Source organism: Bacillus sp. JJ864, from assembly GCF_036963045.1.
Taxonomy (GTDB): Bacteria; Bacillota; Bacilli; order Bacillales; family Bacillaceae_G; genus Bacillus_A; species Bacillus_A pseudomycoides_C.
In genome coordinates this window covers 1-19,039 of sequence record NZ_JBALLY010000081.1, presented here as the reverse complement: position 1 = coordinate 19,039, position 19,039 = coordinate 1, and the positions used below count along the sequence as shown (strand labels likewise).

19 protein-coding genes and 1 riboswitch are annotated in these 19,039 nt (G+C 35.1%); of the genes, 11 read left to right on the top strand and 8 right to left on the bottom strand.

Annotated elements, in window-relative coordinates; translation table 11 throughout:
• Window positions 1-502 precede the first annotated feature (502 nt).
• On the top strand, window positions 503-1,036 hold the full coding sequence (locus tag V7024_RS13700) for a GNAT family N-acetyltransferase (RefSeq protein ID WP_335520885.1): 534 nt from the start codon (window positions 503-505) through the stop codon (window positions 1,034-1,036).
• A gap of 136 nt (window positions 1,037-1,172) precedes the next feature.
• Here V7024_RS13700 and V7024_RS13695 read toward each other — a convergent pair whose 3' ends face one another.
• The 3 genes from V7024_RS13695 to V7024_RS13685 all read right to left on the bottom strand — a co-directional run bounded on the left by V7024_RS13695 (window position 1,173) and on the right by V7024_RS13685 (window position 3,014).
• The gene (locus V7024_RS13695; RefSeq protein ID WP_335520883.1) at window positions 1,173-1,799 is read right to left on the bottom strand and encodes an NUDIX hydrolase; all 627 of its coding nucleotides are present in this window, start codon (window positions 1,797-1,799) and stop codon (window positions 1,173-1,175) included.
• A gap of 127 nt (window positions 1,800-1,926) precedes the next feature.
• The gene (locus V7024_RS13690) at window positions 1,927-2,508 is read right to left on the bottom strand and encodes a molybdenum cofactor guanylyltransferase (protein WP_335520882.1); all 582 of its coding nucleotides are present in this window, start codon (window positions 2,506-2,508) and stop codon (window positions 1,927-1,929) included.
• Window positions 2,505-3,014: a MogA/MoaB family molybdenum cofactor biosynthesis protein gene (locus V7024_RS13685; RefSeq protein ID WP_335520880.1), complete on the bottom strand. Its 510-nt coding sequence runs from the start codon at window positions 3,012-3,014 to the stop codon at window positions 2,505-2,507. The genes V7024_RS13690 and V7024_RS13685 overlap by 4 nt, the downstream gene beginning before the upstream one ends.
• Window positions 3,015-3,155: 141 nt before the next feature.
• On the opposite strand from V7024_RS13685, the gene V7024_RS13680 reads away from it, so the two are divergent.
• Entirely contained in the window at window positions 3,156-3,338 is a 183-nt protein-coding gene (locus tag V7024_RS13680; protein WP_335520877.1) for a hypothetical protein, read from the top strand.
• A 2-nt stretch (window positions 3,339-3,340) separates the two neighbouring features.
• Entirely contained in the window at window positions 3,341-3,526 is a 186-nt protein-coding gene (locus V7024_RS13675; RefSeq protein ID WP_335520875.1) for a hypothetical protein, read from the top strand.
• Between the two features lie 256 nt (window positions 3,527-3,782).
• Here the strand turns inward: V7024_RS13675 and metK are convergent, their stop codons facing one another.
• Window positions 3,783-4,982 carry a methionine adenosyltransferase gene (metK, locus tag V7024_RS13670; RefSeq protein WP_090916536.1) on the bottom strand — a complete coding sequence of 400 codons (1,200 nt, stop codon included), beginning with the start codon at window positions 4,980-4,982 and terminating at the stop codon, window positions 3,783-3,785.
• Window positions 4,983-5,149: 167 nt separating this feature from the next.
• Window positions 5,150-5,272, bottom strand: a riboswitch (SAM riboswitch).
• Between the two features lie 219 nt (window positions 5,273-5,491).
• Here metK and pckA point away from each other — a divergent pair.
• Complete coding sequence (pckA, locus tag V7024_RS13665; RefSeq protein ID WP_335521019.1) at window positions 5,492-7,078, top strand: phosphoenolpyruvate carboxykinase (ATP); 1,587 nt, start codon at window positions 5,492-5,494, stop codon at window positions 7,076-7,078.
• A 151-nt stretch (window positions 7,079-7,229) separates the two neighbouring features.
• Here the strand turns inward: pckA and V7024_RS13660 are convergent, their stop codons facing one another.
• Entirely contained in the window at window positions 7,230-7,601 is a 372-nt protein-coding gene (locus V7024_RS13660; RefSeq protein WP_335520872.1) for an ATP synthase subunit I, read from the bottom strand.
• A gap of 367 nt (window positions 7,602-7,968) precedes the next feature.
• On the opposite strand from V7024_RS13660, the gene V7024_RS13655 reads away from it, so the two are divergent.
• The 5 genes from V7024_RS13655 to V7024_RS13635 all read left to right on the top strand — a co-directional run bounded on the left by V7024_RS13655 (window position 7,969) and on the right by V7024_RS13635 (window position 12,310).
• Window positions 7,969-8,190, top strand: a complete 222-nt coding sequence (locus V7024_RS13655; RefSeq protein ID WP_098915967.1) for a hypothetical protein — start codon at window positions 7,969-7,971, stop codon at window positions 8,188-8,190.
• A 760-nt stretch (window positions 8,191-8,950) separates the two neighbouring features.
• Window positions 8,951-9,262 carry a heavy metal-binding domain-containing protein gene (locus tag V7024_RS13650; RefSeq protein ID WP_335520869.1) on the top strand — a complete coding sequence of 104 codons (312 nt, stop codon included), beginning with the start codon at window positions 8,951-8,953 and terminating at the stop codon, window positions 9,260-9,262.
• Window positions 9,263-9,478: 216 nt separating this feature from the next.
• On the top strand, window positions 9,479-9,910 hold the full coding sequence (locus tag V7024_RS13645; RefSeq protein ID WP_335521017.1) for an anti sigma factor C-terminal domain-containing protein: 432 nt from the start codon (window positions 9,479-9,481) through the stop codon (window positions 9,908-9,910).
• Between the two features lie 185 nt (window positions 9,911-10,095).
• Window positions 10,096-11,424, top strand: coding sequence for a MurT ligase domain-containing protein (locus V7024_RS13640; RefSeq protein WP_098915970.1), 1,329 nt, complete (start codon window positions 10,096-10,098; stop codon window positions 11,422-11,424).
• 163 nt (window positions 11,425-11,587) lie between these two features.
• Complete coding sequence (locus V7024_RS13635) at window positions 11,588-12,310, top strand: type 1 glutamine amidotransferase (protein ID WP_335520865.1); 723 nt, start codon at window positions 11,588-11,590, stop codon at window positions 12,308-12,310.
• 239 nt (window positions 12,311-12,549) lie between these two features.
• Here V7024_RS13635 and V7024_RS13630 read toward each other — a convergent pair whose 3' ends face one another.
• A complete protein-coding gene (locus V7024_RS13630) occupies window positions 12,550-12,873 on the bottom strand; it encodes an iron-sulfur cluster biosynthesis family protein (RefSeq protein ID WP_335520864.1) in 324 nt (107 codons plus the stop codon).
• A gap of 135 nt (window positions 12,874-13,008) precedes the next feature.
• On the opposite strand from V7024_RS13630, the gene V7024_RS13625 reads away from it, so the two are divergent.
• Window positions 13,009-13,911 (top strand): Nif3-like dinuclear metal center hexameric protein, encoded by a 903-nt coding sequence (locus V7024_RS13625; RefSeq protein ID WP_335520862.1) that lies wholly within the window; start codon window positions 13,009-13,011, stop codon window positions 13,909-13,911.
• Between the two features lie 53 nt (window positions 13,912-13,964).
• Here the strand turns inward: V7024_RS13625 and V7024_RS13620 are convergent, their stop codons facing one another.
• Both V7024_RS13620 and colA read right to left on the bottom strand, forming a co-directional pair.
• On the bottom strand, window positions 13,965-14,585 hold the full coding sequence (locus tag V7024_RS13620) for a hypothetical protein (RefSeq protein ID WP_335520860.1): 621 nt from the start codon (window positions 14,583-14,585) through the stop codon (window positions 13,965-13,967).
• Between the two features lie 228 nt (window positions 14,586-14,813).
• Complete coding sequence (gene colA, locus V7024_RS13615; protein WP_335520858.1) at window positions 14,814-17,702, bottom strand: collagenase ColA; 2,889 nt, start codon at window positions 17,700-17,702, stop codon at window positions 14,814-14,816.
• A 168-nt stretch (window positions 17,703-17,870) separates the two neighbouring features.
• On the opposite strand from colA, the gene V7024_RS13610 reads away from it, so the two are divergent.
• Window positions 17,871-18,383, top strand: a complete 513-nt coding sequence (locus V7024_RS13610) for a hypothetical protein (RefSeq protein WP_335520855.1) — start codon at window positions 17,871-17,873, stop codon at window positions 18,381-18,383.
• Window positions 18,384-19,039 lie beyond the last annotated feature (656 nt).

Genomic DNA, 19,039 nt, shown 5'->3' with positions numbered 1-19,039 from the left:
CACTGGAACTGGACAATGCCTTTGCTGAATTTTGAGGTGGGAGTATTACTGCCCACGAATAGCGGGACAAACTAGCAAAATCCAAAAAACAGGATATGCAATATTGCATAAAATTTAGGTGGTTTACGGTGTTATAATATATAGTGAGTGAAATTACCTCATATATAGCAATATACCCTAGTATTCTATTTCAAAAAAGCGGAGAATCATAAAGATTCTTCGCTTTTTTTCGTTCACTAACCATTTACAAAAATTAAAACTATAAAATTTCAACCATTAATATTATGATGAACATAACTATGTATAAGTTAAAAACTCGACACAAAAACCCCTTTCTTTTTAAGCAGGCGAGAGCATTTGGCCATGCATAGTAGCGGTCAGGACCTTTTTCTGCCACATGCAAGGTTTAAAACAAAAGAAGAATACGATTACGGGTCATGTTTTATTCTGTATAGCCGCCAATTATATATCAAAAAATTTCCATTGAAAGAAGTTGAGAAATATGAAAAAAATGTGTTTAAAGAACGGAAAAGAAGTGATAATTAGAGAAGCTACACAAGATGACGCTCAGGCTATGATCAAATTTTATAATATAGTCGGCGGAGAGACCGATTTCCTTTCGTTCGGAAAAAATGAGTTCAGTATGTCTTTACCTGATTATGAAAACTTCATAAAATCGACTAAAGCAGAGCATAATTCAATTATATTACTAGCAACAATGGATGATGAGATCATCAGTATCGCATCTATTACCTCCAGTCAAAAAGCGCGAACGAAACATGTCGGAACGCTTGGAATTGTAATTGCAGAAAAACACTGCGGATTTGGCTTAGGTAAAAAATTGATGGAAGAACTGATTGAATGGGCAAGGGGAAATGGCACAACTAAAAAAATACATCTTGTAACTCGAGGAGACAATGATCGAGCAATTGAACTTTATAAGAATGTTGGCTTTAAAGAAGAAGGATTATTAGAACAAGATACATATATAAATGGTGTATATTATAATACTCTTATTATGGGATTGATGATTTAAATAATATTTATGAAACGGTCAGAGCCTTTTCATACCACATACAAAGTTTAAAACCAAAAGTAAAAGCACTCGAATATGAGTGCTTTTACTAATTTAATCCTATATTTTTAGAAGATTTATAAATACAGAACACTCACTATAACTTCAGATTCTCCCTCATCAACATAATAATGCTCTCATAATACGAAAGCTCATGCGACACAAACTGACTCTTATCTACCGTTTTATGAATAGAAACTTTTTCTCCTGCTTCATTCATTTCGAATCCTTCTACTGTAACTTCATTTCTGTCTCCTAACCACAGTTCAGAAAAATGATTAAAGTCAATTTTTACAATACCTGACACTTCTTCTACTTGCAGTGTATAGTCGTCCATTGCGCCTTTCATTTCATATAAAAAAACGTGAGCTAATTCTTTATCAATAAAGTCTTCCATTGTAACGCAATAATTGATAATGCCTAATGATATAAGTTCATCAAACGAGACTTCAATCCCCACTTCTTCTTGCACTTCGCGTATTCCATCATACGCAGTTTCATGAGCTAATATATGTCCCGCCGCGGTAATGTCTAACAAATTCGGATAATCCTTTTTTGTATGACTACGAATTTGCAGATGAATATAATCTACTCCATCTTCCCTACTTATAAACCAGCAATGAAATGTTTCATGCCAATGCCCTATTTTATGCACTTCTTCACGCGTTGCAACGCCGACTGGATTTCTCTGTTCATCAAATATGTTTAGCAATTCACTTTCCATTATTTATGCTCCTTATTTTCAGCATTCTTCTAATAAAAACTTTATACCATAATATCAAAAGTGCTCTTCACTTATTTTACCAGAAAAATAATAATTTTCAGCATTTTCACAAAAAAGAAAAAGAGTCTCAGTTCTTTTTCTTCTGTAATTCGTTGTACTCTTCTTTTGTGTTCATATTTACAAATACATCAGCTTCTTCCACCGTTACATACTGCACGTTACACTGCGTTAGTAGCCCTTGCATGCTTCTTTTTTCTTCCTTTAATAATCTTTCTATTTTCTCTTTTATCTTATAATGGTATAGCGCTAAAAGTGGTTGTTTCCGTCCTTCAGCGAGCGGAACAATTGCCTCATATGTTTCATCCGCTCGTTTTATTAATTCGATTGCCCACTCTTTCGAAACATTTGGTGTGTCGCACGGTGCAACGATGTACCAATCTGCGCTTGCAAATTCCATACCTGTTACTAAACCAGCAAGCGGGCCGTTTCCTTTGTATAATTCGATATCTTCTATAACAGGAACATTCAATATATGTAAAAGTTCATTTGTAATGCTTGGATGGCTAATCACAACAATGTCAGTAACAACTTCTTTTAATGCTTCTATACTATGCTCAATGAATGTTTTTCCTTGCCAAATTGCTAATGCTTTCGGTTCTCCAAATCGACTTGACCTTCCGCCCGCTAGTACAATTCCTGCTAATTTCATTGGCGATGCAGCTCAAATGTAATATGGCCAAGCTCTGGTAAAATCAATTTCTTCATCGCCAGACGCACTGCACCCGTTGATCCTGGCATCGAAAAGACAACTTTTCTACCGATTGTCCCGCCAATCGCTCTACTTAACATTGCCGCGCTGCCGATATCTTCTAAATAACTAATCGTTCGAAATAACTCACCAAAACCAACGATTTCCTTATCTAATAATGGAGAAACAGCTTCAATTGTCACGTCACGCTTTGTAATGCCTGTTCCTCCATTGGTTAATACAACGTCAACATCCTCTTGTTGATATCCAGATAAGACCGCTTGCTGAATGCTTTCCTTATCATCTTTCACAATTTCATACGCTGTTACTTGATGATTTGCTTCTATTAATAACTCTTTTAATAATTGTCCACTTTTATCTGTTTCTTCTGTTCGCGTATCTGAAATCGTGATGATTTTACAACGAACTTGTACAGGTGCTTGTTTTTTATGTTCAGTGACGCTCATTCTTCTTTCCTCCTCATTCATAAACCTATCTAAATTTTATCATACACGATACAGCCGAAAAAAAATGTAAAACCTGTCACACTTCTTTTCTATAATTTACCTTATAATTTAAATAAAGGATTTCTAAAGGAGGGGCTTAGCATGGAAACAATGAAAAAATTAACAACGTTATTCATTTTGCTTTTCGTAGCTTCCATTAGCGCTGGTATGGCACTAAAAGACGCTGTACCGTATGCAGCGATAGGCGGCTGGGGATTTGGTACACTCTTTTTACTCTGTTCAGCTTTTTGTGCAGGAAAAATTCGTTATCATAAAGGGGACTAATTATGTTTGGTAAAAAATCAACTACGTGTACATCATGTGGAAAGGAAATTGCGGTACATGAACGAGCTTGGATTTACATGCAATATCCGCCAAGCGGGATGACAAATATGCAAAAACATATTGAACTCGGCGGCGAGGTATATTGCACTTCTTGCGTCGGGAAATTAGAAAGACAGGAACATAACTAAGAGGCTACAAATTTTATCGGCGATTCGACACGGGATAAAGTGAAACTTCCATCAGTGACGCTTTTCTCACTGATGGTTAGTTGAACCAATCGGGCTTTTACAGGCAGTTTTCTTCCTTGTTCTTCCCTAGCGTTTACTGCCCGTTAATGCGGGATAAAGAACCTTCGACAACGTTCGGCACAAATCTAACCACTAAATCACAACAAAAATAGAAAAAGCTGAGCAAAATTTGCTCAGCTCCGTGTTTCTTCCTATATTATAGACCAGCTTGCTCTTTTAAAGTTTCAGCTTTGTCTGTACGTTCCCATGAAAGATCTACATCAGTACGTCCGAAGTGACCGTAAGCTGCTGTTTGTTTGTAAATTGGGCGACGTAAGTCTAACATTTTGATGATACCAGCTGGGCGAAGATCGAAGTTGTTGCGAACTAGTTCTACTAGTACTTCTTCAGATACTTTACCAGTGCCGAATGTATCAACAGAGATAGATACTGGTTGTGCTACGCCGATTGCGTATGCAAGTTGTACTTCTGCTTTGTCAGCAAGTCCTGCTGCTACGATGTTTTTCGCAACGTAACGAGCTGCGTATGCTGCAGAGCGGTCAACTTTTGTCGCATCCTTACCAGAGAATGCACCGCCACCGTGACGAGCATATCCGCCGTAAGTATCTACGATAATTTTACGACCTGTTAAACCAGCATCCCCTTGTGGTCCACCAATAACGAAGCGGCCAGTTGGGTTAATGAAGAATTTTGTTTCTTCATCGATTAATTCAGCTGGTACAACTGGTTTAATTACAAATTCTTTTAAGTTGCGATCGATTTGTTCCCAAGCAATTTCTGGGTGATGTTGCGTAGAAATTACGATTGTATCGACGCGAACTGGTTTACCATTTTCATCATACTCAACTGTTACTTGTGTTTTACCGTCTGGACGTAAGTATGGTAATGTATCATCCTTACGAACTTCCGTTAAACGACGAGCTAATTTGTGAGCTAGTGAGATTGGAAGTGGCATTAATTCTTTTGTTTCATTACATGCGAAACCAAACATTAAACCTTGGTCTCCAGCACCGATTGCTTCAATCTCTTCGTCAGTCATTTGACCTTCGCGTGCTTCTAACGCTTGGTCAACACCCATTGCGATGTCAGCAGATTGCTCATCGATAGATGTTAAAACTGCACAAGTTTCTGCATCGAATCCGTATTTTGCACGAGTATAACCGATTCCTTGAATTGTTTCGCGAACGATTTTTGGAATATCTACATAAGTAGAAGTTGTAATCTCCCCCGCTACCAATACTAAACCAGTTGTTACAGTTGTTTCACAAGCTACACGTGCGTTTGCATCTTTTGCTAAGATTGCATCTAAAATAGAATCAGAAATTTGGTCACAAATTTTATCTGGATGTCCTTCAGTTACAGATTCAGATGTGAACAGATGACGTTTTTTTGTCATGTGGTAAACCTCCCTACAGTAATTGTATATATTGTACGGAACTCATCCTTAATTTGCCACAAACTGCGACATTCATGTATTTTCCCACATACAAGTGCAAAAGAAAAACCTTTCCCTAATAGAGGAAAGGTTGTATTTGCTACTTGCATACTGCTTTTTGCCCTTCGCTCTTATCGTTCGAGACCATTAGCCTCGCACAGGTTTAAGCACCTATTCACTTGCTTGCCTTGCATACAAGTGAGGTTGCCGGGCTTCATCGGGCCTGTCCCTCCGCCAGCTCGGGATAAGAGAGTATCCGTCCTCAACTATACTAAAGAAATGACTTTCATTTGTCAATCCATATACACATATTCCTATAAGTTTTTTGCGGTAGAAATTTATGGAAAAAATTAATATAATAACACAAACAAAAATAAATAAATAGTATACATTATTTATATGATTGTGTTATACTTTTGATGGGGATTACGATGAATATTCATAAATTAAATAAAGGATGGTATATAAATATGAGTACTGCGAATGTCCAAATTGGATTACATGAACTATTGAACGGAATCAATGCACAGGTTCAATTGAGCGTTCCTCAATTAACGGAAAAAGTATTAATGAGAAAAGAAGGTCAATTATCTTCTACTGGCGCTGTTTCTGTTTCAACAGGAAAATATACAGGACGTTCTCCGAAAGATAAATTTATTGTAGACGAAGCATCTGTTACGGACAAAATTGCTTGGGGATCTGTTAACCAACCAATTTCTGAAGAACATTTCAATAAATTATATACAAAAGTACTAGAATACTTAAAAGAAAAAGAAGAACTATTCGTATTCAAAGGATTTGCAGGAGCAGACCGCAACTACCGTCTTCCTATTCAAGTTATTAATGAATACGCTTGGCATAACTTATTTGCGCATCAATTATTCATTCGTCCAACTGAGGAAGAATTAGAAAATCATGATGCACAATTCACAATTGTATCTGCACCAAACTTTAAAGCAGATCCAGCAGTTGACGGTACAAATTCAGAAACATTTATTATCGTTTCTTTTGAAAAGCGTATCGTGTTAATCGGCGGTACAGAATACGCTGGTGAAATGAAAAAATCAATCTTCTCTATCATGAACTACTTACTTCCAGAGCAAGACATTTTCTCTATGCACTGCTCTGCAAACGTAGGCGAAGAAGGCGATGTTGCTTTATTCTTCGGTTTATCTGGAACAGGGAAAACAACATTATCTGCTGATCCGAACCGCAAATTAATTGGTGATGACGAGCACGGCTGGTCTGATAACGGTGTATTTAATATTGAAGGCGGTTGCTATGCAAAATGTGTGAACTTATCTTATGAGAAAGAACCACAAATCTTTGATGCAATTAAATTCGGTTCTGTTTTAGAAAACGTTGTGCTTGATAATCAGACACGCATTGCAGATTACGATGACACAACATTAACAGAAAATACACGTGCAGCTTATCCAATTGATGCAATTGATAACATCGTATTACCAAGCGTTGCAGGTCATCCAAATACAATTATTTTCTTAACTGCTGATGCATTCGGCGTATTGCCTCCAATCAGTAAATTAACGAAAGAGCAAGCTATGTATCATTTCTTAAGCGGTTACACTAGTAAACTAGCAGGAACTGAGCGCGGTATTACTTCACCGCAAGCAACATTCTCAACATGCTTCGGTTCTCCATTCTTACCGCTTGATGCATCTCGCTACGCAGAAATGCTTGGTGAAAAAATCGAGAAGCATGGCGCAAAAGTATTCTTAGTGAACACTGGCTGGACTGGCGGCGAATACGGCGTTGGAAAACGTATGAACTTAGGTCATACACGCGCAATGGTGCAAGCTGCATTAAACGGCGAGCTTGATAACACTGAAACAGTAAAACATGATATCTTTGGTCTTGAAGTACCGCTTCATGTTCCTGGTGTACCTGATGAAGTATTAATGCCAGAACAAACATGGGCTGATAAAGAAGCTTATAAAGTAAAAGCAACTGAACTTGCAAATAAGTTCAAAGAAAACTTCAAGAAATTTGATACTGTTTCTGAAACAATTGTAAAACTTGGCGGTCCAATCGCTTAACCTGACTTTACTGTGAAATATCCTAAATCATGTGAATAAGTATGTTGTTATTGCAAGAAAACAAGTACTCACCGACAAAGCCCACGTTTTCTTGTAATGCACATACTTACATATAAAAAGAGGCTTACGAGTAATCTCGTAAGCCTCTTTCCTATTTCTTCGTATCTTTCATACTGTAATATGCTAAATTAATCACAATTAATATATATCCACCCATAATCCCAACAGCAAATGCCCACATCACCATATGATGCTCAATTTCGTACATAATAATGGCCCCAAGTATCGCTGCTGCAAATCTGTTTATCATACCAAGAGTTGGTGACTTACTTTTGTTCACTATACTCTCTCCGATTTTTTCAATGCGGCGTCCTAAAATCCAAACACAATATGTGCTCACTAGAAAACCGAGACCGATTCCTAAAAAATGCGGAGAAAAAGGAGTAAACCCCCAGCCTAGCAGCATAAGTGCTAAAATATAATACGTTTGTACTTTAAATGTTTGTAACGACAAGCTAATCATGTTCTGGCTCCTCTACTGCAAAATCTCTATATCAACTTCATCCAAATTGAAAAACATAAAAACCACTTTTTTAGATGGGCGAGAGCACCTGGCCATGCATAGAAGCGGTCAGGGCCTTTTCCTGCCACGTACAATATAAAAGCAGATCACTTATGTCGAAAAGTCAAAATGGATTTACATAGTTATAACTATTAAGATAGTGTTTATATTATTAAAATACGTTTAAGAAATAACATTATACAAAACTTCTTCTGTACATAACGAGTCGAATTGTGTCGTTTTTTCAAACATTTTTTATAAAAGAAGATATCATTCTAACAAAATATGGATATGATATAGTAAGTTCACAATAAAGGAGGGACTTCCATTGCTCTTCTTTCTGATTGCTCTTATTCATTTCATTATTCCTGCTCTTGTCGGCTTAACATTATATTGGTATACACCTCGACATAGTGTTTTCTATGCCGTCCTCAGCGTTCTTCTCACCGGTATGATTCTCGTCACTTATTTCCACTTTCCTTTTCTTAACTGGATTCCATTTGTCATAGCGATTTTGTATCTTATTTTCTTACCGAAAATCAAGAAATAAGAAAGCAGATCTACTCTGCTTTCTTATTTTGATATATTTTCTTTTACAAGTAACGTTTTCTCTGACTTTACAAACCATAAACTGATAAAAATAACACATACAGTTTATAAGGTAGTTCGCATATATAATTGCGATAAGCTTATCTTACTTTCAATATCTTTCAAATTACTTTCACAACTATTAGAAAAGCCTTTCGTAAATGTTACAAAAATCTTTCTTTGATTTTAGGTAAGAGGCAAATATGGAGAGCTAGGGGAAATACACAATTAAAGGGATTCTCACTATCGTAAGAGCGAAACAAAATCAGTCGTATAAAATGGGATCGGATTACGAATCTTTTTTAATCCGAAATATAGCCAGCCAATGAAATTAATTATGTACAGGTTTTATCTTTTTATAATAGTAGAGTTTAATGATTTACGGTAAGGGGGTTACATCATCTTATAATTAAAGCAGTTAGTGTTCTCAAAACAAAGAAAACGAGCTATATTCCTATAAATAACTGTAGAGAAGCAGAAGTAACACTCTCTGTGTTAGTGCATTAAAGAGATTAAAATTTGTTAACAATATTGAGAGGTTCACCAGAAATCTTATTTTTTTGTAATTTCATGAACGGCTTTTGTAGATAGCTTGTTTGTTTTACTAACCTTACAGAAATGTCACCTTTATGTAAGGTTAGTAGATAGTTACTTTACTGTTTCCATGTAATAATAAGAACATCAGAAATAACAATAAATTTTTTAGAGAGAGCGTGTTAATAATGATCGTAACAACAACTAATACTATTCAAGGTAAAGAAATTATCGAGTATGTAGATATCGTAAACGGTGAAGCAATTATGGGTGCAAATATCGTACGTGACATCTTCGCTTCTGTTCGTGATGTTGTAGGTGGCCGTTCTGGTGCATATGAAAGTAAATTAAAAGAAGCTCGTGACATTGCGATGGAAGAAATGAAACAACTTGCAACGCAAAAAGGAGCCAATGCAATCGTTGGTATCGATGTAGACTACGAAGTGGTTCGCGACGGAATGTTAATGGTTGCGGTAAGTGGTACGGCTGTATGTGTGTAAATAGATAAAAAACTGTACCTCTAATTCTTAGACATAACTAACAATTGGAGGTACAGTTTTTTATGGCCAAATATTCTTTGAAAACCAGATGCATAGATAGCACTTGTTATGAATAATTTTCCTAATAACCATTTCGTTTTAATGTGCGATAGATAGTAGTTCTGTCAACATTTAAAAAATCGGCAAGTTCCTAATGATTTATACTTACTTGATGAAATAGGAGCGAATAAATATGTTGAGTATGCACTATCTTTTGATCGATCTTATTCATTTAGTGAAGTTCAAAAATTATTAGATAAACAAAATACAGAATGGCTTTGGGTTGAAACAGAACCTGATAAAGAGATACATAGTATGAATCAGCAGGAACTTAAAGGAGAAGAAAGAGAATTTTTTCATATTGGAAACATATATGGTTATCCGTATAATTCAGAAAACGACTGGCAATCTCCTGATTTTTATGGAAACTATGCTGATAAAACAAAAAAAGTATTAACACGATTAAAAAAAGATAATCCTAAATTAGATTCAGAAAAGGTGAAGATTGTTGGAGCTGTGGCAACTGGTACTTCTGATGAGTTAAAGAAGTATCAAAATAAAGAATTTATTAGAGCTTCTTCTCTTTGGGCTACAATAGATAAATATTAATTTTGTAATAAAATTAAAGGTTCTGGTACGAGAACTATAATAGATTATAAAAAAGAACAAGAACTTTGGCTCACTTGAGGTGTAAAGGAAACTTATAACACTGGAAATTTGATAGAATGTTTTAATAATTTTAATAGTGTCTTTTTTAATAATTAGAAGGAGACAAGTAAGGACGGCGATTAATAGTGTTATTTTATATAGGATTAATAGTTGGAAAGTTAGCAGGATATAGTAGTAAAAAATTTGGTTTTAATGGATCTAACATTCCAGGGAAAATTACGAATTACTTATATAAGAATGCATTACAAAAATTAGCGGTACAGGTGGAAACTGTGGTTTTAGTTACTGGTACAAATGGAAAAACAACAACTTGTAATTTAGTTTCTTCCATTTTCAAGTCCAATAACAGTGAATATATCAGTAATATAGAAGGATCTAACTTATTAGAGGGAATTACTTCTGCTTTTATAAAAAAAAGTAATATACGAGGGAAAATACAAGGTGTGAAGATAGCAGTTCTCGAAGTCGATGAATTGACAATGACTGAAGTTTTGAAACAAATACAGCCTCAATTGATCGTTATAACAAATATCTTTCGAGATCAGCTGGATCGTTATGGGGAAATCAACACGCTGATTTCAAAAGTACAAACTGCTATTCATTCTAGCGATGCTTACTTGCTATTAAATGGTGATGATCCATATAGTAGACATTTTACTAAACAAAAGAATAAAACCATGTATTTTGGTTTAAAGAAAAATGTAGGGGATTTTCATAAAAGTAATATTAGAGATGCCGTCTATTGTTGTTGTGGCCGTCTATTGAAATATATATATACTCACTATGGACACCTTGGAAAATATTATTGTTCCTGCTCCATGAGTAGTCCCGTATTAGATTTGGAGGTTACTTCAATTCAATCACAAAACAACTTAACGATTACTATACAAAATCAATCCTATACTTCCAACTTGAAGGGTGAATACAATGCATATAATATGCTAACGGCTATAAAAACTGGAGAATTTTTAGGTTTTAGTTATGAACAAATTTACAAAGGATTAAGAGAATATCACCCAAGCAATGGGCGTATGCAACAGTTTCTCATTGCGAAAAATATATACCATCTAAACTTAGCTAAAAATCCACAGGGGATGAACTGTACGATAGATTATTGCATACAAAATAAAAACATAACACAATATGTTTTTATTTTAAATGACTTGATTGCTGATGGGAAAGATATCTCTTGGATTTGGGATGTAGATTATGAACTATTAGCAAACTCCAATGTAAACCATATAATTTGTGCAGGAACACGTGCCTATGATCTTGCAGTGCGTTTAAAATATGCGGGGATTTCTGTGAATAGGATAAAGGTTATCCCAAATATTTCTGCTGCCATACAGAATAGCATTGCAGCAGGGAATGAAACGTCCGTAATTAGTAATTACACCGGGTTAAATACTGCCCGGCAATTTTTAAGCACGAAAGGAACGCTGTCCTCTTCATAAATAAGATGGTATCTATATACGTTAGTTTAATAATTTAACTGAGCGTATATAGATTGCAAATACACAGAATATAGAGTTGATCCTAAAAATAACGATATAAATTGGGTACTTACCTTAGAATTTATAATAAGGCCCGATTACGTTTTTAACATCTGGAGGTACTATGAAAAAATTGATTATCTACCATTACTTTCCTAATACTCTTAATTTATATGGCGATCGTGGGAATGTAACCATTCTACAAAAGCAATTAGAATGGAGAGGAATAGAAGCCGATATTCATTATGTGGAACAAGTAAAAGATTATCCTGTATCTCAGGCTGATTTAATCTTTATTGGGGGAGGTAGTGACAGCGAACAACAAATAGTTCAAGAACAATTGCTTTCAATTCGAAAAGAATTGAAGGCAGCAATAGAGGATGGTTTAGCAGCACTTTGTATTTGTGGAGGATATCAGCTATTAGGAGATTATTATGAAACTGCAAACAGTGATATCATACAAGGCCTAGGAGTATTACCATTTTATACATCATGTAAGAACACGGGCTCAATGAATCGATTAGTAGGGAATGTAAGAGTACAATCTGAAAAATTCGGAAGAATAACGGGTTTTGAAAACCATAGTGGCCAAACATTCCATTCTTTTGAATGTCTCGGTCAAGTTCTACAGGGATATGGGAATAATGTAACAGAAAAAAAGGAAGGCCTTCTGTACAAAAATCTGATAGGTACGTATTTACATGGGCCATTTTTAAGTAATAATATTCATGTAGCAAACTGGTTAATATTGCAAGCACTAAATAGAAAATATGGACTTACAAAATTAGAGACATTAGAATGCACTTTAGAAAAGACAGCATCCGAAGTCTCATGGGATAAGAGGTAAGGTTCGGTTGCACGTGTAATCAAATTTGAAAAGAGAGCGACAAATCCCGAAACAAAGTTTCCCAACAAGGGGTCCCCATACATGCCCATCAAGTTAACAAAAACAAATACCCCCAAGATGAAAACTCCGTGTATTTTTGACAGAAAACGGCTTATTTTTTCGTTTTGAGAAGTATCCATTTCTTAAGTTAATGGTGATGTATGGTGACCCCTAAAATCTGTTTTCTTCTTTCCCATTCCTTACACCCGAACATGTAACTTCATATTCGGATTATAATATTGACTCGGGCTTTTTAATTGAAAAGTTCCTCCCGATTCAGAAAAATCAACAGTCAAATTATCATCCATAAAAACAAGCTTCGTTCGATCGGCAATAAACTGAAACTTGTTTGATGAAATGTCTACATCGCGCTCATCTTTTTCAGACACAGCGACTAAGTCAATAATTCCACTCATCACACAGCCGCATCCTTCTGTATCGTAAAATAATTTTATATAATTTGCCTCACTTGGAATCATCTCTTTTATTTTTGCATATGCTGCGTCCGTCACTGTAACATTCATTATTTTTCCTCCTACATCTATCACGATTATCCTATTGTAGCATTCTTTTTTATAAATTGGTTCGATTTCTGTATACAGAAAATTCATTCAACTATATAATTAAATTGATATATTTTTCCAAAGGAGGTTTTCTTTATGACAAAACTACAAGAGATAGAGCATCAATTACATTCATTATTTTCTGTGCATCAATACGGAATAGACCCTGGGTTTAGCCGTTTCCTCCCAGCTGCTTATGACTCAATTTCGTTTCCTTGGCAAGAGTTCTTTGAAGATGATTTCGTGACATACTTTAATGGTCTTATGATAAAAGGAGCAGATGTTGTTCGCAACGTCTTTTTAGCTGTTTTTCCAACTGACGAAGTGCTTGATCGGTTTCTTACTGAAGGAACAGCTGGAGACTTACTATTCATGCATCATCCGCTTGTTATGGAATGCGGCGATCCGCAAGGCTTACCAGGGCGCGGATTCATTCCTATTCCAGGGCATTATTTACGAGCAATAAAAGAAAAAGGATTATCCGTGTACACATGTCATGCACCAATGGACCGTCATCAAACATATGGAACAAGTATTGCCATCGCTAAAGCACTGCACGCATCAGTAATTGAAACATTTGCTGAAGGCGATGGATTGATTTGTGAAATTGCTCCAACCAATACAAATGAACTAATCGAAAAAGCAAAACAGATTTTTGACATTCCATATGTAGATTTCGAAGGAAAAACGCATTCTCATATTTCGAAAATCGCAATCATCGCTGGCTGCGGTGATAAAGTAAGCATGATGCAAGAAGCTGAGGAAAAAGGCGCGCAGGCTTATATTACCGGGGAAGTACATTGTCATATTGATAACGACTACGGCAAAAAGAAATATGCCATCATGAAAGAGTACATACCACATACAAATATGTCACTCATTGGTGTTTCCCACTCAGCATCTGAGTTTTTAGTTAAAAAGACGCTCATGTATGATTGGTTTTCGCAAAACTTTAATGTAAATGTTGTCTTGCTGCCGCAGGAGAAATGGTGGTATTAACTATAGAAAGCAACCAAATTCATCATGCATTTGGTTGCTTTCAGATATTCTTTTCATTTATAAAAAAGACGTGGTAAGGTACCTTTATTTTTTACCTCAACATCCGCTTTTGCTTTACTAGCTACACTTGTTTCATTACAACCTGTAGAAAATAAGAGTGGCACGCCGCATACTGCACCTTTCATTACATCTTTAAATACATTCGCCGCCACTGCTACAAACGTATTGCATAAGTTCGAAATATCATCATTGAAAAACTGAATGACCTCTGGCTTAAACACAGGATACACCAAATTCTTTCCACCCGGTAATTGGGGCTGTGCAACTACTTCCACAAAATATGGATTTCCTTTTAATGCCACTCGAACTAAATGTGCAATTTCAAACGCATCTAACGGACATGGGAACGAAGAAACGAGTTGTCCTTCTCTATTTGAAATAAAAATGTTCACATTCACATTTCCAAAATTCATTGTAGGCTTAAGAAGTGTTGCAAGTGCTCTCGCTTTTTCATTTCCTGTTACTGTTATGAGAATAATATAACCGTTGCCAGCAGGAATAAGTGGTCCAACTGTTACCTCTGGATCTACCCCGATAGAAAATTTAATTTCATTAAAATATGTGTTCCAAGGCGGTGAAAGCTGGGCATTGTTTTCATTGAAATTATTTCTCAAATGAATAAACCTCCTATCATTTTTCATAATATGATATGAAAAATGATAGGAGGGAGTTTGCACTACTATCCCGTATATATTAAAAACTTCCTTTAGGCAACATTTCCATAGTGCTCTATATGTTGAAACGTTAAAGTACATTATATGTACTATGCCTTTGTTTCTTGAATAGATTGAGTAATAAAAAAAGAAATTAAAGGAAATATAATAGACCACGCAGAAATACATTTATTTTATTAATAATGAATATGTTCCATTTCTATTTTCCTCTTCAAAAAATGCAACTAAGTAATACTTCCCAGGTTTCGCTTCAAGTTTCCCTTTTATATTATTTCCATCCGTTTGGCCCGTAATGACAGGATTTCCTAGATCTGATTCGTGAAACACATCCCATTTTATTCCAATATACTGTTCATCTATAACAGAAATATCTACTTCTTTTGGAGATGTGACATTGAACGTATACATATACGCCATATTAGACATATCCATATTTCCTTTGAAAAGCTTATTAAAACGAATGGCCTTTGCACTGTCAAATCCATGACCTGGTGGCTCATCCTGTTTTACGGTAACCGTTGTTTGGCCTCGGCCTACTTTTCCTTTATTATCTTTCACCGTTAGCTTTGCATTATATGTTCCCTCTTTCCCATATACATGAGTAGGGTTTGCTTCTGTACTTGTTGTACCATCGCCAAAATCCCAAAGATAAGAAACAATTTTTCCACCTGTGCTTTCTGTACCATCGCTATGAAACTCAACTTTTTCATTTACTATTTCATTGTACGGTCCATTCATATTCACTTTAATCGTCTGTTTTTCTTCTTCTCCCGTTGCAACACCATGGAATACAACATCGTATTCAAATTGATTTTTCGCATTTACACGATGATTAACAAAATACGCTGTAACTGTTTTATAGCCGCTCCATTCTTTTTGTGCTAACTGTTCTAAAGATTGATTGATTTGCTTGCTCATCGTTTTCCAATCCTCAGATTCTCCTTTTGTTACGCCGCCTGTATATGTTCCTTCTAATGTAAACGTATCAAAAAATTGAGACTTATGCTTTGTCATTGTTGCATCTTTTATGTGTGCCACATCTTTAATTTCTTTCTTTACATCAGCTAATGGCTTTGGTGCATGGTCGGCTAAATAATCATCTGATACTTGCGGGGTATTATATGTACCCTGATTATCAATTAACTGCTTCATATAGTCTTGGTATCCTTTATTTAAATTTGGATCCTTACTTAAAGCTTCGCGATATGCATCATAACCCTTCACATCATTTGCACGAATTAAATCTTGAATCTTATCAAACGTTTCAAATTGATGAGTATATAAGTAAGACTGCAGTGCAAAAGAATAATTATAAAAATCCCATGATCCATATTTCGAAAATAATGTTCGTTCTGCTGTATAACGCTGTGCAGGATCAGATGATAATCCGCTAATGACACTTTGGCGCGGAACAACATTATTCGTACGAGTAGATCCCGCAAAAAATTCTGCATTTCCTTCCTCAAACCAAGTCAAACGTTCATTTCGATACATTTCTCCTTGTCCCCATGATCCTCGAACTTCGTATCTTCCCTGTAAATAGTGTGTAAATTCATGACGGAACAATTCTTCTAAAGAATATCTACTTTGCTGCGGCGTACGTTCAAATGTAAAGAACGTTCCGATGTTTTCAATATAAATTCCACCATTATTTGTGTCATATCCATATAGTTGGCTATTTCGTTTATATTCATCTGGATTATTATAAATGACTATTGTCAGTACATCATCAGCTTTACCTGATTCTAACGCTGCATCACTTCCAATTACACGATGATATTGTGCCTTCACTTCTTTAGCAGCCCAATATAGTCTCTTCACCTTTTCTTCTGTTACTTTATCTCCTGTTTTAAATACGATAGAACCATCATCGAATGTATATGTTTTTGGTAAGTATTGCTGCCTGCCTTCTTCACGGATTTTCTTTAAATCTACTGTATTTCCGTTATAATCTTTTCCACCATAGTTTGTTGAAATTTGCTCTGCCGCAGCAAAATAAGCTTCACTTAAACGAGGGTACATATGCATTGCTTGTGTAATTACTTCTAAAGGCTTATTTGGATTACTATGGAATTTCCCTAAACGACCAGCATAATAAATACCATTATTAATTAACCAGCTATTTTCTGGTGTTACATGATTCAGAAGAGCCATGCGACTGATTTCATTTATGAAACCATCAATTTTCCCATACCATATTGTTTCATCCGCTTTTTTACGTGTATCAAACAAGTAAGACTGTATATCATTATCAATCTCTTTTATGAGATCATACACGGCTTGCCCTTTCTTCGAGTCACTTATATATGTAGAAATATTATCGTTATATTGTTTTAATATATCCCCTGCATATTGAACTGTTTCAGCATCACAAGAAGCGTTACTAATTAATTTACCGTATGCAGATATCACTGCATCCTGTTTATCTGTACCAAGTTTAAAGTTCGGATTGTTTGCAATTGCTTTTAATGCGGGTAAACATTTATCATGAAAGCTTCGCTCATTTAAATAGCTTAACTCTTTATTATTAAAGCCTAAATAAAAACCGCAACGTAATACTTCAACAAACGTCTCAATTCCTTTTGTATCATCTTTTGTAAATGAGCTTCCACGGCGCCCTAATTCATCAATAATAGCCTGTATTCGCTCCTTTTTTTGATAAAACAATTTTGTTTCTTCATTAAATTGAGATAAATCTGTGATTTGATCCCAACTCACATTTGCTAATGTGTCAATTAATTCGTCATCACTCATTCTATTCAGCTCTGCCACAGAATACTTTTGCTGAAATTGTTTTGCCGCTGTTCGTTTCACGACCGAAGCTGGACGTTTTGAAAAATCACTCACTTTTAAACGTTCTTCATAAGACAACGTTTCGTCTGCTTTTGTAGAATGAGCAATTTCATCTGGTGAAGTTTCGATCCCAATTGGTTTCTTTTGTAACACATTATAAGGTGTTTTTTCTTCCGCTAATACTTGTGTTTGAATACTTCCAAATGATAAAGCCATTGTACTAATGCCGAGCATCATTTGGGTAAATTTTGATTTCTTGTTCATAACATTTCCTCCATTATATATTCATCCAAAAAATAACATATCATTTAAATAATATAACACGATATATAATATGCAATATTACATATTAAACTTTATATAAAGATATTGAAATATATTTTCAAAACATGTAAAATTCAGGTTGTAAAAAATATACAGGAGGATTTAATGATGAAGAAAATTATATCGTCACTTATGTTTATTGGATTAATGGTATTTAGTTTTATGTTACCAAACACTAATGCAAGTGCAGCCGAAAACACTCCACTTGTAAACAAAGTACAAATTACTAACATAGGTAATAATGAGTACATTGACTATGGCCAAGGTAAGAAGTATCGTGTTTATGCACATAAAAATGCCACATTTAAAGGTTTTGCATATGATGCAGAAGGAAAAGCAGTACCTGCTGGTACAACTTTTTACATTTATTTCGATGGCGTATTAAATATGCCTTCTGCTAAAAAGGATATTTTATGTACTGTAGGGGAAAATGGTGCATTTGAAGGTTCAACAGAAATCCCTACTGGTAAGGGAGATTACACTTTTTGGGCTTCAAGATCAACACATTATTATGACATTGTAACTCTTGGATATTACAATGGACCTAACAAAACTAACCCAATTCCGAAAGCTAATGAGAATACTGTTTATCATTACGCATTTGGAGTTTACCATCCGTAAACAAAAACCACCCATTACCACGGGTGGTTTTTGTTTGCAAATTATTTAATTATAAAAGATACGATTCCTAAAATGATACACACAATCCCGCTTAATAATTGTCCCATTCCAAACCCCTGTCCATGAATCAACAATAATTTTAAAACCATTATATTTACCTCCACTTATTATGTATATATTAAATTTTTTCTCAACCATTCTTTAGTTGCTATTACAATCGAAGAAAATGATAGAAAGATTATTTGAATAATCTTAATTGAGACCTAGATATAATCTCTGTAACTCCAGATGAAAACAAAAAAACAGGGAACCGTGCACAAATCACAGAGGATAAAAAGTATATCCTTGATAGGCTCCACAGAATTTATGACAAATAGAGATATGAGATACCTAACGACACAATCACTGTTTATGCATATGCAAAACCAGCAAATGATAATAGGTATTAGCCTTAAAAATCATTCGATTTAGACGTGAACGAACTATATTAATTTAAAAATGATGAAAAATATCCCTTTATGCCCTTTTTTATCCCTTTTGTAAAAGGGATAAAAAAGGACTAGACAGCTTGAAGGGATCACCATATCAAGGTTTCCTTGTATCACTTAATCTATGAACATATAAAAAAAGGAAGAGAGTTTAAAACACATTTAGAT

Excerpts from the sequence above, each read along its gene's own strand:
- pckA (WP_335521019.1), top strand. The coding sequence starts at position 5,492 with ATGAGTACTGCGAATGTCCAAATTGGATTACATGAACTATTGAACGGA.
- V7024_RS13660 (WP_335520872.1), bottom strand. The coding sequence starts at position 7,601 with ATGATTAGCTTGTCGTTACAAACATTTAAAGTACAAACGTATTATATT.
- V7024_RS13675 (WP_335520875.1), top strand. The coding sequence starts at position 3,341 with ATGTTTGGTAAAAAATCAACTACGTGTACATCATGTGGAAAGGAAATT.
- V7024_RS13695 (WP_335520883.1), bottom strand. The coding sequence starts at position 1,799 with ATGGAAAGTGAATTGCTAAACATATTTGATGAACAGAGAAATCCAGTC.
- V7024_RS13685 (WP_335520880.1), bottom strand. The coding sequence starts at position 3,014 with ATGAGCGTCACTGAACATAAAAAACAAGCACCTGTACAAGTTCGTTGT.
- V7024_RS13700 (WP_335520885.1), top strand. The coding sequence starts at position 503 with ATGAAAAAAATGTGTTTAAAGAACGGAAAAGAAGTGATAATTAGAGAA.
- V7024_RS13610 (WP_335520855.1), top strand. The coding sequence starts at position 17,871 with ATGAAGAAAATTATATCGTCACTTATGTTTATTGGATTAATGGTATTT.
- metK (WP_090916536.1), bottom strand. The coding sequence starts at position 4,982 with ATGACAAAAAAACGTCATCTGTTCACATCTGAATCTGTAACTGAAGGA.
- V7024_RS13635 (WP_335520865.1), top strand. The coding sequence starts at position 11,588 with ATGAAAAAATTGATTATCTACCATTACTTTCCTAATACTCTTAATTTA.
- V7024_RS13690 (WP_335520882.1), bottom strand. The coding sequence starts at position 2,508 with ATGAAATTAGCAGGAATTGTACTAGCGGGCGGAAGGTCAAGTCGATTT.
- V7024_RS13625 (WP_335520862.1), top strand. The coding sequence starts at position 13,009 with ATGACAAAACTACAAGAGATAGAGCATCAATTACATTCATTATTTTCT.
- V7024_RS13630 (WP_335520864.1), bottom strand. The coding sequence starts at position 12,873 with ATGAATGTTACAGTGACGGACGCAGCATATGCAAAAATAAAAGAGATG.
- colA (WP_335520858.1), bottom strand. The coding sequence starts at position 17,702 with ATGAACAAGAAATCAAAATTTACCCAAATGATGCTCGGCATTAGTACA.
- V7024_RS13650 (WP_335520869.1), top strand. The coding sequence starts at position 8,951 with ATGATCGTAACAACAACTAATACTATTCAAGGTAAAGAAATTATCGAG.
- V7024_RS13680 (WP_335520877.1), top strand. The coding sequence starts at position 3,156 with ATGGAAACAATGAAAAAATTAACAACGTTATTCATTTTGCTTTTCGTA.